This window comes from Bacillus sp. FG16 (genome assembly GCF_057809515.1).
Window position 1 is genome coordinate 1 of the sequence record NZ_JBMDKC010000118.1, and the last position, 15,726, is coordinate 15,726.

Here is a 15,726-nt window from a genome sequence, read left to right on the forward strand (position 1 = left end):
ACAGCGAATTAACTTACAATTTATTAAAGAACCTTTTATTAATGTGAATTATAATGGAGAAAGTACGAATGATGTCATTCAACAGGCTGTACAAAAAGCGACCCTTACCATTCTATCTGCTTTTGCAGAAAAGGAAAGAAATGATATTAAACAACGACAAGCGGAAGGGATTGCACTAGCAAAGAAACAAGGAAAACATTTAGGTAGACCACCTGTACAGATTACAGATCAATTTATTGAAGCATATCGAGAATGGCAATCAGGAAAAATTACAGCCGTCGGGGCAATGAAGAAATATCATATAAAACGTTCTTCTTTTTACAAACTGGTAAAAAAATATGAAGAGCAAGAAAAAACGAAATATACAAGTGAAATGCATGACATGTAGAACGAAAACAATCGATTTTCTTCCTATTATATAGGAATTATAACGGACACTGTAGCGCACATCTAATATTTTAAATCATGTCTTGAAAAATTTGGCGAAGATATCATAGCTATCAAGGGAATTCCCTTGATAGCTTGAACTTGTTATTTCAGGTGTCCAACAGGATATATATTTCTTCATTTTTAAACAAACGTTTGATTCGTCAGTATTTGTACAAAGTCCGTGGAGATTCGCTATATATATGGAAAATTCTTTTAAGTAATTGGAACAGTAGTCTATTTTAAAAAATAATTGTTTACTGGTGTATGCATTCATCTTCTGTGCATTCGAAGTAATGTTAGCGTTACATTTTCTAGGTCACCATTATTTTTTATTTCCTGTACGACTTTTCCTTCTCTCATAAAGAGTATCCGATCACCAATTTCGGCAGCTACATCCATCATATGTGTAGAAAAAATAATCATCGTACCATTTCTTTTTAACGTCTTTATTATTTTTAAAAATGTATCCACCCAATACGGATCCAGTCCATTTGTTGGTTCATCTAGTATTAAAAGTTTAGGCTTTCCAAGATATGCCTGGCCAAATAAAAGCCTTTGTCTCATCCCTTTAGATAATCTATGTAAAAGTTCATTTTGTTTTTCTTTTAGTCCTATTGTTTTTATAACATCTTGTACTTTTTCTTTTCCTACATTTCGAAAAGCGGCATAAAACAATAAAAATTTTTGAACTGTCATATCCTGTTGTGCATGAAAATCATCCGGCATATAGCCTATTTTATCTACATACTGTTTTCTATCTTTCTGCATTTCTATATTACCTAATTGAACAATGCCTGTTGTAGGTGTTGTAATGCCTGCAATTATATCAAGAAGTGTACTTTTCCCAGCTCCATTTCCACCGCATAATACAATGCATTCTCCTTTTTTTATTTGAAATGTGACGGGGGATAATGCTATTTTTTTCTTATATTGTTTACTTACTTCTTGGAGATGTAATACTGTCATTTTTTTCTTCTCCTTTCTATTCTCTTTCCTGCCAAAAATAGTAGCATAATTGTATAAATCATACAGTAAAGTGATAGAATCCAAATAACAGCTTTACTTTGAAACATCATTACTAGTTGATCATATGCTTGCCCAAAAATTGCCCCGCCCCCTAATTGAATGACAAAGATAATACGAAGGACTTCAGCTGGATTACAAAACAATACTATTTTTATGGAGGGTGCAATCATTGCATAGGGAACCACATTAAGAATACTAATCAAAAGCGTTGGCCACATCAGAATAAGAAGAAACCAAATTCCAATACTTATCCCTAAAGCTTGCCACCTTGTTGTAGAAAGAGAACCAATTGTTATGCCCAGTACTAAAAATAAAAAGATTAGTAAAATAGAGAAGATATAGGTTGCTACTACCCAAAACAGATCAAAATTACAACCACTTACTAACCCAATGATTATACTTCCTCCAAAACCCATTGAAAACATAGCTGTTTGTGCTATAAATTGCCCAATTGTTTTACCTATTATATAGGAAGTAGTATGGATAGGATACGTGCATAAAAGACGCCATTTTCCATTTTCTAACTCACTTGCAATGGAAAATGCCCCTACAATTAACATGAGTAAAGGTATCATATATAAAATAAGATTTACCATTGTCCCCGTTACGTTTGTATAACCTGCTAAAGCAGCGTTATTTCTTTCCATGACAAATAGTAAAGAAAACATAGTGATCCAAAGAAGTGAAAATGTGTATGAAAACTTACCTTTTACCACACTACACCATTCTGCATATAGTATATTCCACATACTTGCACACCCCTCTATTAAAAAAGACAACCGACTATGGTTGTCTTTTTTATCTATTTTATTTCTAACAATAAGCTCTTATTAATGCGAATGTCCACTCTCATTATTTTCTTTTCCCATTGGTTCTTTATGCCTATCCCATTTGTGGTCTGCTAATTGCTTAGACGAAAGGATTTTTCCAGTATGCTTTTCTACAAAACGGTCTGCATCTTTCTTTTCTGTAAAAGAAATGACATTATAAGCCATTGGCGTTTTGATGGATTGATCATATACATATGTAGCTTTATCCCATGCAATCCAATCTTTTGTATGATAATCTCTTACAAACTTCTTTTGTATTTTTTCATTTTTGTGTTCATCCATCCATTTATACATACAGCCAATATCATCAAATTTTAAAGCTTTTCCATTTTCTAAAATAATCTCAGTTGTATAGGGGTTATCCAGCACCGCCATATTACAAACATCACATTTATCATTCTTTTCGTTAATTGCAACTGGCTTTATTTCATCCTTTCCACAGCCAACTACAGCAAACATGAAACAGAAACAAATAGCAAATAACATTTTCTTAACTTTCATTAATTTTTCCTCCCTAAAATGAATAGTGCACTGCCCAACAGTAACATACTTATACTGGAAATCCATACATTAGATTGAAAACCCCTTTTCTCACCTTTTTGTGCAACAATTTTAGGAATCATATGGGGCTCCTTGTCTAGTAATACAGATTGATCCGGAATTCTTATGAAATTTTGTAAAATACGCATCCCTGGTGATTGAAAAAATAATTGATAGTCCGGGGTGTCTTGTGTTAATAAAAGAAAATAAGCATCTGCTTTATAGGGAATATCACTTGTACCTGAACCATCAACATCTACTTTTAAAGAAGCGTCCCAATAATTTTTATAAATATGATTTTCTCTGCTGTGTGTAGCTTGGGACTCATTCACATTCCCTGTTATTTCATTTTGTGTAAATTCATTTGCACTGGCCTCTTTAAATTGTAAACCGATAAAATTATTAGAAATAATATTATTCATAATCGTATTGTCACTTGCCTTTTCTACATACATTCCTACTCTATTATTCACAATTTCATTTTGCATTACTTTCGTTTTTACTGCGTCATACAATAACAAACCTTGTGCATGAACATTTTTATTATTATTTATAAACTGATTTCCTGCTATAAAAGTGTCTTTTACCCCCATAATCATGGCACCTGTTGTATTTTCTTTGGATATATTATTTTCTATAACCGTTTTATCAGAATACATCAGATGAATACCATATCGAGACTGCTGAATCCTATTACTCTTTACTATATTATGGTTACTTTTTTCTACATAAAGACCATCACGGGCCTGTTGTATTTTGGTATTCTTAATAAAATTATTGTCCGATTGCCATAAATCAATTCCATTTCCCTTTTTCTGTCCTACAATTATACTGTTCTCAATTTTTATATTTCTAGCATTTTCTAACTTCATTCCTATGTATGACGCATGAACTTCTACTTCATTGATAGAATGATTATCTCCGGTAACCAATACGGCAGGCTGATCTGCACGATCATTACATTGTTCGATTTCTAAATTTTGAATGCTAATGTATTCCTTTTTTATTGTAATAACAGGATCCGTACCACAAGAGACTATTTTAGTATTTGTGTTTCCTTTAATTGTAATAGGTTTTGATATTTGTATCCTTTCATTATACGTTCTATTTTCTAATTGAATTGTTTCATAGGGAGCAGCCGCATCAATTCTTGATTGTATCGTAGATTCAGCCTGACATCGATTTATCGGCAGGCATAACACTAAAAAGAAAAAAAGAGAAAAATAAATTTTTTTCATATGCAATTTCCTTTTCTTAAAACGATGCATGATCATTCCCAATTAGAATATCAAGTATTTGTGTGCATTTCGTGAAAAAATGATGCGCTTTTTGTGATATGTGGGACATTATTTTACCCATTCGTGAATGGACTTATCCTACAGGTAATCGTCATTATGAAAGAGATATAAACGCGAGTATCAACTTGCTGAAGCTATGTAACTGGTAGTTTTTAGGGATAGAAACTACCCTTATAGCTTGGTAAATATAGATAGTTAATAAAAGATATCTTGTTCCCAAGAAATCCTCACGTCAGATAAACCGGCAGGTCGTTAAGTGGTCGGTAGTTCACAACAAGTAGTACGTAGCATGATTGACGTATTTTGTTATTTTTCAAAAAAGGATATAATATACCCTAAACATAAAAGTAGGTGTACTATGGAAAAGAATATATCTCTAACTTTCCATCACATTGGAAAGCCTGTTTCATTACAAATGATTCAACATAATAAAAATACTAGGTATAGCCCTTTATTTGACATGTATTCATTAGATATGGAGAATGATTTATCAATTCCTATCGAATTACATGCCTTTGGCCCCAATTCATCTTTAGATGTTCGAATTCAAACAGAAATTCATATCGCCTTTACAACAAATGATATTGAATATGTCCTAACAGGGAAAGAAATTATTATGCCTTTGTATCAACCATTTGCTCACTATCGTTGTGCAATGGTAAGCATAAATGGGCAGCTGATTGAATTCATTGAAACATCGCTTTCTGAAAAAGAAATATGGGGAGAGGGTATATTTAAAGATAGCATTCTTTATCCACAAGATAAATAGATGCGACACTCCCACCATTTATAGAGGCAGCGTATCAACTATGCATACGCCCTATAGTATTGTATTTTTCATGGGACTCTTGTATTGCAAGCGCATGCCAAATAAATTTTATACATCTAGGAGCGTGAAAAATATGAATCGGCTTTTACAATCTAGCATTGCACTTTCTCTTTTCTCCTTTTCCTTTATGGGATGCCAAAACCCAGAGGCACAACCAAAACCAGTATCACCATTAACGGAACAACAGGTTATGGCAGATGCCTGGTATCAAACAGCAGGAGAAGTCAAAGCACTGTATCACCAAGGATACAATATTGGTAAAACAAAATTAGATATGGCACTTGCCAAAGGTACAGAGAAAAAACCTGCAATCGTTTTAGATTTAGATGAAACGGTCGTCGATAATAGTCCCTATCAAGCAATGACAGCAAAAGCAGGGAAAGGTTATCCCTATAAATGGGAGGAATGGATTCAACAAGCAAATGCCGAAGCCTTACCTGGTGCGGTTTCCTTTTTACAATACGCTAATGAAAAAGGTGTAGCGATTTACTACATTTCCAATCGTAAACAAAATCAGTTAGATGCCACTTTACAAAACTTACAGAAACTGAATATTCCACAAGCTAATAAGGAGCATGTCTTATTACAAGGAAAAGATGAAAAAGGAAAGGAAGAGCGGAGAAAAAAAGTTGCGACAGAACATGATATTGTTCTATTTTTTGGAGATAATTTATCTGATTTTACAGGATTTGATGAGAAATCTGTACTAGATAGAAATCAAGCGGTTGAAGAGATGCACGAAGCATTTGGAGAAAAATGTATTGTGTTCCCGAATCCCATGTATGGAGATTGGGAAGCTGCTTTATATCAATACGACTTTAAAAAGTCAGATGCTGAAAAAGAAAAGCTCCGTAAAGAGGCATTGCGTGTATTTGAAAATACAAAATAACAGCAGCTTGAAGGTCAGTAGAAGCTAGTTTATTATTATATTCTCGTGGTACCTCTACTACACTTCAGAGATTCTCCGTTACAATTTGCAAAATTTGACGAAGACATACAAATCATCAAGTGAATTCCCTTGATAGACAGATGTTGCTAGCACGCATATGGGAAGTGCGCCATACAAATTTCTATTTGAAACACCACTGATGTGGTGTTTATTTTTCATAAAAAATAGTAGTGCGAACCAATACCTTAGTCTGCACTACTAATCTTTATGTTTATTTTTTAACCGTGTTGACATAAAAAAGATGCCTGTTTTCAAACAGACATCTTTTCCTTTACTACCTTTATAAACCGGTGAACTACATCACTGCTTTTTATAATTGTGCTACTAATGGAGCAATTCCCCCAATGAATGTTAAGACTGCGATTGCAATTGACATCCCTCATTGGGGTTTCTTGCCCATCCCCTCCAAAAGGTACATTAAGGATTGGTTCTATAAAAAGAAATGTCTCTAAATCAGTCTGTTCTACTCAATTCAGAGATATTTTAGTATTGCTATTTACAAAGATAGATACAGCAAAGTTAAACTTTCCTCTGTAGCTCACGTTTTTCTATTCCACGATATAACTCTGATTTTGTTACAGTCATCTTTTTTCTTGAGTTGCTTAAATTTTAGGGAGAATAAATAGGGAGTGTTCTAAACTAGGAAAATCAAAGTTCCTAATCATTTCCCTAAATTTAGAATTTTAGGGAATATAAAGAGCTAATATACTTTTTGGAGGGGGTGGGCAAGAAACCCCATATAAGTTCTTCGTCATTGTAGGAAAAGTACGGATTTCTTTGATAAGTTCTTCATCAGATGAACCAATGTAAGTACAAACAACAATTTCTTTTTGATGAATATCCAGTCCAGCACAGTGAGAATGTAATGTTTCCAAAATAGAAACCTCCTAATTAGATGTGAGATGGATGAAAGAAATAATTGGAAATTTAACATTTTTCTGTCCGTGATCAGAACATTTCTGTCAACAAAGGGATGTGCACCGAATTATTTCTTACAGTTTCCTTTACGGGGTTCGCCCACCATAAAACAGTACGTACTAAACATCATCCATCTATGTAACCAGTATGGAAGGTTTATAAAAAAAATAGTCACACCCCTTTTCATGTGGGGGTGTGACTATAAAGTCATAGTAACTACTCAGCTTAATTAGGAAAAGGACATTAGAAAACATGAAAAAAGAAAGGACTCCAATAAGAGAAAGAATCTAGATTAAATAGAGAATTTTTCTTATGAAGTTGTGCGATTCCAAGGAACCGTTCCGGTTTCTATAACCTGGCCTATTGCTCGTAAGACAGATTGTTTTTGTTTTTTCATGGTACTCATAAAGCTTCGTATCTGACAAAAAGATTCTGCGCCTTTCTTACTTCGGAAAGTCCCAGACACTTTCTGTTTGACTTTCGTCATTCGAATATCCCGTTCCGCTTGATTGTTGTCAAATGGAATGTCTGGATGTTCCAAGAATGCTAGGATTCTATCAGCATATTTGACGAAGCGATTCCATAAATTTTGAGCAGGCGTCTGCTTTCTTTTCTTGTTTGACTCTGTAGAAAGCACTGGTTGTGCTTTTAATATGGATTGATAGACGGTAAACAGATTCTGTTGCTCCATTTTTGGAAGCATTCCTTTATATTGCTTTTTCGATTGACCATTCTATTCGCCTCCTAGTTTGATATACTCAGTATTTACAAATAAACGGCATATGAAACTAGTAAAATTAAAAAAAACACCAAAAGGTGGCTGAGTAGTTACAAGTCATAATTGTTTCCTTTAAAATATTTCACGCATCCTACTCCTCGAATCAGTTTTCTTACATTTTAACTTCGCTTTAATAACTTTGCACCAGAACCCATTCTCCTCAGCACATTTTTCCTGCATTTTATCTTCATTTAAAAAACTTTGCAACAAAACCTGACATTTTATATGGAAACTTTTAATGAAATTGAATTCACACTAGTTTTCCACGTGTTTGATTGGTATTCTTAAGTGGTCAGACCATTAAAAAATATCTATATAAGTCTTATTTGTGTTATCGACATCATTATAGGAGATTTAAAATATCTTATAAATTAGTATAATGTACATTCAAATGATGAATTTGTTTAAATGTAAGTCATAACAATATGTTGAATATTTTAAGCGTGATATTAAGTTGTCTAAAATATAAGTAGGACGTATATTTCTTCTGACATCAGAACTTCTAAAAAATATATAATCCAAGGTAAATGTTTTAACAGGTAATTAAAGTAGCAAAAGGGCACCAACATAGTCTTACTTTAATTAAGGGATATCTCTAAGATATTATTCAGTTTGTTAAAATGTCTAACGGGACATATATATCAATACTACTAATCTAACGAAGGCGGAGAAACAATGATTAAGTTTGATGAATCTTATTATGAATATGTTATACAAGAATATGGTTATGACCCATTATTATTTGAAAAAATTAATTTTCAATTATCAGGATTTACACAAGAAGATTTAAACCGTCAATGGATATGTCATTCAAAAGGAGATATGTTTGCAAATAAACAAGCATGTGGAGAATCTTCAATTGTTACTACAGGGTTTGGATTATCAGGAACACCTCATATGGGAACGGTATCTCAAATTTTACGATCCATACGTTTTCAATCTAAAGGGTATGCCACTCAAATCGTATTAGGAGATTTAGATTCCTTCAATGGAAAATCCACACCATTTTCTTTGACACAAGAATTGGTGGAGAAATATAAAGAATTTATTTTGAAATTAGGGTTCAAAGAAAACACTGGTTCTAGATTACGATCACAATACGAAGAATTACACACAGTTCGAACATCCTATTTAATTAGCCATTATTTAGAAGATCAAATGTTTGAAGAAACAGAAGAGGATCTACATGGTTTTTATCAACAACATGGAAAAGTAGACAAAGAAATGACGTATCGCCGTAAACAATCATTAAATTTAATGATTGCGGATTTTATCGATTTACACATGACACAAGGATATACAAATATTTTAGTTTTTTTAGGAATTGATGAACATAAATATGCACGCCTTGCACAAAAAACTACGGAACTGATGAATGAGGGACAATTTTCTACCAATATGAATATTTCTACCCTATATTCTTCTATTATTAAAGGATTTAATAATTACCCAAAAATGTCTAAAAGTTTTCCGGAATCTGGAATCACTCTTGATATGGATAAAGATACAATCTATTACAGACTTATGCACGAAGAAGGCGAATACCAAAGACCCGAGGAAAATGTGGTGTATCAAATGATTGCATCAGCTAGTCTGTTCAATGAACAAGAAATTCATACAGCTTATATAGAATGTATGAATAAAAGTTCAAAATGGAAAAAAATTAAGCACGATTATGCAGAACAATTACATGATATTTGTAAGAAATGGAGGAATTAAAAGTGCTGGCTCAAAATTATGCAATTAATCAGGTTTTATTACGTTTAAATACAAATACAGATATTAATATCAACTTGCTGTATGAAGCCTTCAAACAAGTGATATACGATAAAGGGGTTGAAGCAAGGGATACACAATTAGGGGCTTTATTACAAGGTATCATGGCGAAAACGCCAACGAAGCAAGAAGTAGTAACTTTAATTAACGCGGCCTTATCTTGTCAAGAATTTACACCTAAAAAGGTGAATCTTCCAAAAGGTGAAGTACTCGTAGGGTTAGCAGGAAGTGGGAAAAAAGGGGTGAAAACCATTAATATTTCCACACCAGCAGCTATTATAGCTGCGAGTGCAGGTGCATATATAGCAAAGGTGGGCTCACACAGTACATCATCTTTAACAGGGTCTTCTGATTTTATGGAATTATTAGGATTGCACTATACAGACTTTAATAAAAGTGAAGAAAACTTATTAAAAACGGGATTTGGATTTTTCTCAATAGAAAATACAATACCTCGTTTTGACCAAGTATATGGTCAAAAAATGTTTGTACCGAATCCATTAAGTTTTGCATTCCCTGCTATTATTTCTCCTGTACAATATGATGCTATATTATACGGATTATCTCACCCAAACTTAGTATTATCTAAAGAAGTATTTGAATTATTAGGAATTAAGAAAGGTATGATTGTGGGTTCAACAGAAAACAATCTTCATTTTATTGATGAATTTGGTTTATTTAAACATAATTATTTCTCAATTATAGGAGAGGAAAATACTATTCACGAATTTATTCCAGAAAAAGAATTGCATATGCCATCGTACAATATCCATGACTTAAAAACTGGACAAACCGCTTTACAAAATGTTCAAATCGCGTTGGATGTATTAGCCGGAACAGCAAGTCCAATTTATGAAGATGTAATTGCAATTAATGCAGCATGTATTTTAAGGTTATCTGGTAAAGCAAATACCCTTGTAGAGGGTTACTATATGGCAAAACAACATATTAAAGAAGGGCAAGCATTAGAGAAATTAAACGAAATTAAAGAAGCATATAAAAAGTGAGTATTCATAATTTGAACACAATGGAAGGGAGTACGCTGACATGAAATCTAAATATGTGTCCATTCAGTCTGAAGGAATCGATACGCGAAGTGTTAATATGCCTAAGTTAAAACAAGGTTGGGCTCGAATACAGGTACAATACGCTGGTCTATGTGGATCGGATTTACAAAAAATTGATGCCATATTAGGAGCGGGTGTACAAACCCCATCCCCTATTTTAGGTCATGAATTTGTGGGGCAAATCGTACAGGTTCATCAAAAGAATCAGACATTTCAAATAGGAGATTATGTTGTCGGAAATCCTTTATTATCTTGTGATGTTTGTGAATATTGTCAAGCAGGAAATTCACAGCTATGTCAAAAAGGACAAGCAATTGGCCGTACACACGCTGGAGCATTTAGCGATTATGTAGATGTTCCAGAAACTAATCTGTTCAAATTAGAAACAGATACGTATATAAGCTCTTTTGTATTGGTAGACGTATTGGCAGTTTGTATACATGCACTATCAAAGTATCCATCTACAGTGTTTGACAAGAAGTGCTTAGTGATTGGAGATGGAGCTGTAGGAGCTATGTTAGCTTATCTATTAAAACTAAAAGGAGCTCACGTAGTTATGGCGGGAAGAGCCAAGAATGAAGAGGTAATGAAATATTATGTAGATGTTTATATTGAGAATACAGATACTGTTGTAGAACATGAAAAATATGATGTAGTTTTGGAAACGGTAGGAAGAAAACAAGATACCACTCTAAATCATGCCATTTCTTCTGTAAAAAGAAATGGTACGATCATTGTATTAGGCGTTTTTCCAGAAAAATATTCATTACCTATAGAAGCTCGAACTTTATTTTATAAGGAGGTTTTATTAATAGGGACAAATTCCTATAATAAAACAGATTTTGTGGAAGCTGTTCAACTCATAAAAGAAAGACGGAAAACATTTCAAAGCTTTATTACTCACTCATTTTATATAAAAGATTTCGAACAGGGATATAAAGCACTAAAATTAAAAAAGAAGAATACAATTAAAGTCATTTTTAAGAATTTAGGTGTTAACAAATGATAAAAGCAATCATATTTGATCAAGATGGAACGCTATATGAAAGAGATCATCTTTTATATCAACACATTCAAGAAAAGACCAGAGAATGGATATGCTCAAAAAAACAAATTTCCGAAACACAATATGTAGCATTAATAGATCAACTCAAGAAAGAATACCCGAATCCCATTAAAGGATTTCAATCTATAGGGATAGCTGCACATGAGTATCACCAAGAAGTGTTTGATAAGGTTAAGCCGCAACATTTTCTAGAACCAAATAGAAAATTAATACAGTGTTTGGATTCGATTTCTATTCCTATGTTTGTAGTCACGTTATCGTCTAAAGTATTTTCACACCAAGTACTATACTCATTGGGTATAAAAAAACAATTTGAACAAACCTACTCACTCGGAGGCATAGATACTACCGTGCAAGATAAGATTCACATTTATGAAAGTATTAGATCGCAATTAAATCTTACTAGTTCTGAAATGGTGATACTGGGTGATAATTATGCCGTAGATTTAAAAGATGCACATAAACTAGGCTATCAGGTCTTTGAAGTCACAAATACCCCAAGGTTAATTACTATGTTAGAGAGTCTGCAAGAAGGGGTTATTCAAAATGAGAAATAAAATATTCATCTTATTGAGCATTATTTTTACGATGATCATTGCATCAATGGATGCAACTATCATGAATACTACAATGCCGAGAATCACAAAAGATCTGGGACACTTTGAACTATATGCTTGGTCTTTTGTTTCTTATATGATTATGGGGACAATAACCGCTCCCATTGCCGGAAGGTTATCAGATTTATTTGGAAGAAAAAAGATTTTCGCTACGGGGATTGGCATTTTTATAATCGGTTCATTATTATGTGGATTTTCACAAAATATGATACAGTTGATTCTTTTCCGTATGATTCAAGGAATAGGTTCGGGAATTATGATGCCGTTTCCGGCCATTATAGCCGGAGATTTATTTTCAATCGAAAATCGTAGTAAGATTCAAGCTTGTTTTACTGCTGTATGGGGAATTTCTGCTATACTTGCGCCTAGTTTTGGCGCATTATTTGTAGAGTATTTATCTTGGAGGTGGATTTTTTATGTAAATCTTCCCATTGGACTTATTTCTCTTTTGATGTTATTACCTTATAAAGAAGATTTTCATCCCAAAAAAACAACCATTGACTATATGGGAGCTCTGATGTTTGCCCTAGGCATCAGCACGATATTAATTTCCTGTCAAATCCATGATTTTCAGATCCCATTAGGTCTGATTGGAATTTTAATTCTTATCCGATTTTATTTTTATGAAAAATCTCATTCAACTCCTATCATTTCAATGTCTATCTTTTATCATTCTACGATACGATGGATTAATATTAGTGGGGCTATCGGATGTATAGCTTTATTCGGTACCTCTACTTATATACCTCTATTTTTACAAAAGGTGGCTCACCAATCGGTGTTTAATAGTGGTTTTGTATTATTTGGTATGTCTATAGGCTGGATGCTCGTTACGATTCCGATTGGTAAAATTATCGTAAAATACGGATATCGAAACTTATTAATTATAGGAAATTTATTATTGGCTTGTTCCGGCTTATTACTATTTTTACTACAGGTACATTCTCCATTTTGGTATGTATTTGTAATCATGATGATACAAGGTAGTGGATTTGGTATCGTTTCTACTGTAAGCAGTATTTCTGTACAACAACTTGTAGATCCCTCTGAAAAAGGCAGTGCAACCGCTTTTCTCATGTTCACTCGTAATATGGGCGCTGCGATTGGAGTCACTTTAATGGGGGTCTTATTAACAAATGCTGCAAGTTTCATGCAAGGAATTCATCACATGTTTCTTTTCTCGCTTTTCGGAAGCATCGTAGCCTTTTTCACAACATTCTTGATTCGCAATCATAACATTTTTCAAAAATAAAAGAATTAAAATAAAATGACATAAATATATTTTGCTCAACCATACTATCCTATATGGATAATATTATGAGGAATCTATTTTTAGGAGAACTAAATATGAATATAGAAGAACTATTAAGTGATTTTTCACGTACAACAGAAGAAGTTTTTTCATTAGAAGAATTGAAATCATTATTACATGAAAAAAAGAAGCTAAATATTAAATATGGTGTAGATGTAACTGCACCGTATTTACACCTTGGTCATGCTGTAAACTTATGGATGTTGAGACAGTTACAAGATTTGGGACATAAAGTACAATTCTTAATTGGAGACTTTACAACTACAATTGGGGACCCTACAGGAAAAAATAAAACTCGTCCTATTATTTCTCAACAAGAAATCGAGCAGAATACATTAAAATTTATCGAGCAAGCCAAAATAATTTTACGTTTTGATGATCCCAAACTATTGGAGATAAGACGAAACTCAGAATGGTATAAAAATATGAGTGTATCTGAAATTTTAAGGTTATTATCTTTAGTCACACATTCAAAACTCATTTCCAGAGATATGTTTAGACAACGAATTCAGAATTCACAAGATATATACATGCATGAATTGATTTATCCTATTTTTCAGGGGTACGATTCGTATATGTTAAATTCGGATTTAACAATTATCGGATCAGACCAATTATTCAATGAGATGTTAGGACGGTTTTTCCAACTTAAGTTTCAACAAACTCCTCAAGTCATTATTACATCTAAAATTACTAAGGGAATTGATGGAAAAGCAAAGCAAAGTAAAAGTTTAAATAATTATATTGGTTTAGGGCATTCACCAAAAGAAAAATTTGGGCGCACCATGACACTACCTGATGAACTAATCGTCACATACTTCGAAGTATATACTGATTTGAATATGGGAGAAATTTCTGAAATGCGATTAGATGTACAAAATGATCCTTTGAAATATAAAAAATTGTTAGCGCAGAAAATTGTAGAGCGCTATCATGGACGTAGTAGCGCATTAGAAGAACGACATTGGTTCGAAAATGTGTTCTCTAAAAAGCATATCCCAGAAGATATTCCTTGTATTACCTTAACTACTTCATCCATTCATCTCATTGAATTAGTACATAAAGCAATGGGTGAACAGGAAACAACAAAAAGTACCGTTCGTAGATTAATTACTCAAGGTGCAGTACGAATTGATGGAACTCAAATTATGGACCTTCAAGCAATTGTTACAATTCAGAATGATACAGTATTAAAAATAGGAAAAAGAAATTGGTATAAATTCCAAGTTATTTAAAATATTAAAGTAATCTATCAGTATTCATTCTTATCGCAATGCTTTTAATTACATTAAATACCCGATTCCTTATTCACCTATGAAATCGGGTATTTGTTGTCTAAAATGTGTCTAAACGTAAAATCTTCCCAAAATGGTATGGTGAGGCCATGCCCATCAACTTAAGGATGAATACAAAACAAAATTTATTTCAAATAAGCACGCAAAATAAACCCTAACGGGTTTCATTTTTTCTTATGCAGCTTTCTTTTGCTTGCCGCATCCACTATACTCATAGATAACACCTATGATATCAAAGATCGTTTTCTTCTCATATCGGGGTATGGCAACATCGCCATCAAGCTAAGGAAATGAAGATACCCCAGACCAAATAAAATAGGGGTATCTCTTATATATATAACCTTATTTCTTTGTTCATACAACAGAACTTATATTTCTTTCCACTGTTACAAGCACAGCTATCATATATATCCATTGGACGTGTGCGTCTTTTCATCGCTTTTTTCAAATCTGTTAGATCTTCATTTAATTCTAAACTAATGATGTAATAAAAATCATATTCATCACAAATCGCTGCTATTTTTTCTGCTTGTGCTCTTGTTCTTACTTTTATCATAATCGGATGAGTTTCTGAACCTAATGGATACATAAGTTTCATCTCTTTTCTTTTTATCTTTATTTTATAAAATAAAGATAAAAAATGGAGGGTAATTCATGAAAAAATCATCTCATTTTAAAGAATTCCGTTTACTTGCAAAGGAATTACAACAGGTGTTTTCATCAAACTTTTTAACACATTTAGCGAAAGAAACACAATTTGTGCAACGTACCAGTAAATTTAGAGCACAAAATTTAGCTGCTTTATGCATAGGAATGGGCCAAGATATTGCCAGTTATTCTCTGACACGGCTATGTGGTGTTTTAGAATCGGAAACAGGTGTCCTTATGAGTCCGGAAGGACTAAATGTTAGATTAAACGAAAAAGCAGTAGAATTTTTACATTCGCTTTTCTCGCAACTTTTACAAAAACAATTATTGTCCACTCTATCGCTACCT

15 protein-coding genes and 2 pseudogenes are annotated in these 15,726 nt (G+C 33.1%); 10 read left to right on the plus strand and 7 right to left on the minus strand.

What is annotated here, in order from left to right; all coding sequences use genetic code 11:
* On the plus strand, positions 1 to 388 hold a 388-nt coding region (locus tag ACODS7_RS27670; RefSeq protein WP_488828068.1), incomplete at its 5' end, for a recombinase family protein.
* Positions 389 to 699: 311 nt separating this feature from the next.
* On the opposite strand, the gene ACODS7_RS27675 is transcribed toward ACODS7_RS27670, so the two are convergent.
* The 4 genes from ACODS7_RS27675 to ACODS7_RS27690 all read right to left on the minus strand — a co-directional run bounded on the left by ACODS7_RS27675 (position 700) and on the right by ACODS7_RS27690 (position 4,063).
* A complete protein-coding gene (locus ACODS7_RS27675; protein WP_488828070.1) occupies positions 700 to 1,395 on the minus strand; it encodes an ABC transporter ATP-binding protein in 696 nt (231 codons plus the stop codon).
* Entirely contained in the window at positions 1,392 to 2,204 is an 813-nt protein-coding gene (locus ACODS7_RS27680; RefSeq protein ID WP_488828072.1) for an ABC transporter permease, read from the minus strand. Before ACODS7_RS27680 ends, ACODS7_RS27675 begins: the two co-directional genes overlap by 4 nt.
* 81 nt (positions 2,205 to 2,285) lie before the next feature.
* Positions 2,286 to 2,786, minus strand: coding sequence for a nitrous oxide reductase accessory protein NosL (locus ACODS7_RS27685; protein WP_488828074.1), 501 nt, complete (start codon positions 2,784 to 2,786; stop codon positions 2,286 to 2,288).
* Positions 2,786 to 4,063 carry a right-handed parallel beta-helix repeat-containing protein gene (locus ACODS7_RS27690; protein WP_488828076.1) on the minus strand — a complete coding sequence of 426 codons (1,278 nt, stop codon included), beginning with the start codon at positions 4,061 to 4,063 and terminating at the stop codon, positions 2,786 to 2,788. Before ACODS7_RS27690 ends, ACODS7_RS27685 begins: the two co-directional genes overlap by 1 nt.
* A 418-nt stretch (positions 4,064 to 4,481) precedes the next feature.
* Between ACODS7_RS27690 and ACODS7_RS27695 the strand changes: the two genes are divergently transcribed.
* Both ACODS7_RS27695 and ACODS7_RS27700 read left to right on the plus strand, forming a co-directional pair.
* The gene (locus ACODS7_RS27695; RefSeq protein ID WP_420975209.1) at positions 4,482 to 4,892 is read left to right on the plus strand and encodes a hypothetical protein; all 411 of its coding nucleotides are present in this window, start codon (positions 4,482 to 4,484) and stop codon (positions 4,890 to 4,892) included.
* Between the two features lie 133 nt (positions 4,893 to 5,025).
* On the plus strand, positions 5,026 to 5,841 hold the full coding sequence (locus tag ACODS7_RS27700) for a 5'-nucleotidase, lipoprotein e(P4) family (RefSeq protein WP_488828079.1): 816 nt from the start codon (positions 5,026 to 5,028) through the stop codon (positions 5,839 to 5,841).
* A gap of 743 nt (positions 5,842 to 6,584) precedes the next feature.
* Here the strand turns inward: ACODS7_RS27700 and ACODS7_RS27705 are convergent.
* Together ACODS7_RS27705 and ACODS7_RS27710 are read right to left on the minus strand one after the other, a co-directional pair.
* Positions 6,585 to 6,776, minus strand: a complete 192-nt coding sequence (locus ACODS7_RS27705) for a hypothetical protein (protein WP_488828081.1) — start codon at positions 6,774 to 6,776, stop codon at positions 6,585 to 6,587.
* Positions 6,777 to 7,129: 353 nt separating this feature from the next.
* Positions 7,130 to 7,540, minus strand: a pseudogene (locus tag ACODS7_RS27710) (IS66 family transposase); the annotation flags it as partial.
* A gap of 732 nt (positions 7,541 to 8,272) precedes the next feature.
* Between ACODS7_RS27710 and ACODS7_RS27715 the strand changes: the two are divergent.
* From ACODS7_RS27715 to tyrS, 6 genes are all read left to right on the plus strand, one after another.
* Entirely contained in the window at positions 8,273 to 9,316 is a 1,044-nt protein-coding gene (locus tag ACODS7_RS27715; protein ID WP_488828083.1) for a nucleotidyl transferase family protein, read from the plus strand.
* Entirely contained in the window at positions 9,304 to 10,380 is a 1,077-nt protein-coding gene (locus ACODS7_RS27720; protein WP_488828085.1) for a hypothetical protein, read from the plus strand. The genes ACODS7_RS27715 and ACODS7_RS27720 overlap by 13 nt, the downstream gene beginning before the upstream one ends.
* A gap of 40 nt (positions 10,381 to 10,420) precedes the next feature.
* The gene (locus ACODS7_RS27725; protein ID WP_423097783.1) at positions 10,421 to 11,446 is read left to right on the plus strand and encodes a zinc-dependent alcohol dehydrogenase; all 1,026 of its coding nucleotides are present in this window, start codon (positions 10,421 to 10,423) and stop codon (positions 11,444 to 11,446) included.
* The gene (locus ACODS7_RS27730) at positions 11,443 to 12,063 is read left to right on the plus strand and encodes an HAD family hydrolase (RefSeq protein WP_420975206.1); all 621 of its coding nucleotides are present in this window, start codon (positions 11,443 to 11,445) and stop codon (positions 12,061 to 12,063) included. The genes ACODS7_RS27725 and ACODS7_RS27730 overlap by 4 nt, the downstream gene beginning before the upstream one ends.
* Positions 12,053 to 13,375: an MFS transporter gene (locus ACODS7_RS27735; RefSeq protein WP_420975207.1), complete on the plus strand. Its 1,323-nt coding sequence runs from the start codon at positions 12,053 to 12,055 to the stop codon at positions 13,373 to 13,375. Before ACODS7_RS27730 ends, ACODS7_RS27735 begins: the two co-directional genes overlap by 11 nt.
* 95 nt (positions 13,376 to 13,470) lie before the next feature.
* Positions 13,471 to 14,670 carry a tyrosine--tRNA ligase gene (tyrS, locus tag ACODS7_RS27740; RefSeq protein ID WP_488828088.1) on the plus strand — a complete coding sequence of 400 codons (1,200 nt, stop codon included), beginning with the start codon at positions 13,471 to 13,473 and terminating at the stop codon, positions 14,668 to 14,670.
* 388 nt (positions 14,671 to 15,058) lie between these two features.
* On the opposite strand, the gene ACODS7_RS27745 is transcribed toward tyrS, so the two are convergent.
* Positions 15,059 to 15,319 carry a DNA-binding protein gene (locus tag ACODS7_RS27745; protein WP_488828090.1) on the minus strand — a complete coding sequence of 87 codons (261 nt, stop codon included), beginning with the start codon at positions 15,317 to 15,319 and terminating at the stop codon, positions 15,059 to 15,061.
* Positions 15,320 to 15,384: 65 nt separating this feature from the next.
* Here ACODS7_RS27745 and ACODS7_RS27750 point away from each other — a divergent pair.
* Positions 15,385 to 15,726 (plus strand): annotated as a pseudogene (locus ACODS7_RS27750) (IS4 family transposase); the annotation flags it as partial.

Bases quoted from the DNA above. Each gene is read 5' to 3' on its own strand.
- ACODS7_RS27690 (WP_488828076.1), bottom strand. From the start codon at position 4,063: ATGAAAAAAATTTATTTTTCTCTTTTTTTCTTTTTAGTGTTATGCCTG.
- ACODS7_RS27735 (WP_420975207.1), top strand. From the start codon at position 12,053: ATGAGAAATAAAATATTCATCTTATTGAGCATTATTTTTACGATGATC.
- ACODS7_RS27685 (WP_488828074.1), bottom strand. From the start codon at position 2,786: ATGAAAGTTAAGAAAATGTTATTTGCTATTTGTTTCTGTTTCATGTTT.
- ACODS7_RS27715 (WP_488828083.1), top strand. From the start codon at position 8,273: ATGATTAAGTTTGATGAATCTTATTATGAATATGTTATACAAGAATAT.
- ACODS7_RS27745 (WP_488828090.1), bottom strand. From the start codon at position 15,319: ATGTATCCATTAGGTTCAGAAACTCATCCGATTATGATAAAAGTAAGA.
- ACODS7_RS27720 (WP_488828085.1), top strand. From the start codon at position 9,304: ATGGAGGAATTAAAAGTGCTGGCTCAAAATTATGCAATTAATCAGGTT.
- ACODS7_RS27680 (WP_488828072.1), bottom strand. From the start codon at position 2,204: ATGTGGAATATACTATATGCAGAATGGTGTAGTGTGGTAAAAGGTAAG.
- ACODS7_RS27695 (WP_420975209.1), top strand. From the start codon at position 4,482: ATGGAAAAGAATATATCTCTAACTTTCCATCACATTGGAAAGCCTGTT.
- ACODS7_RS27730 (WP_420975206.1), top strand. From the start codon at position 11,443: ATGATAAAAGCAATCATATTTGATCAAGATGGAACGCTATATGAAAGA.
- tyrS (WP_488828088.1), top strand. From the start codon at position 13,471: ATGAATATAGAAGAACTATTAAGTGATTTTTCACGTACAACAGAAGAA.
- ACODS7_RS27725 (WP_423097783.1), top strand. From the start codon at position 10,421: ATGAAATCTAAATATGTGTCCATTCAGTCTGAAGGAATCGATACGCGA.
- ACODS7_RS27700 (WP_488828079.1), top strand. From the start codon at position 5,026: ATGAATCGGCTTTTACAATCTAGCATTGCACTTTCTCTTTTCTCCTTT.
- ACODS7_RS27675 (WP_488828070.1), bottom strand. From the start codon at position 1,395: ATGACAGTATTACATCTCCAAGAAGTAAGTAAACAATATAAGAAAAAA.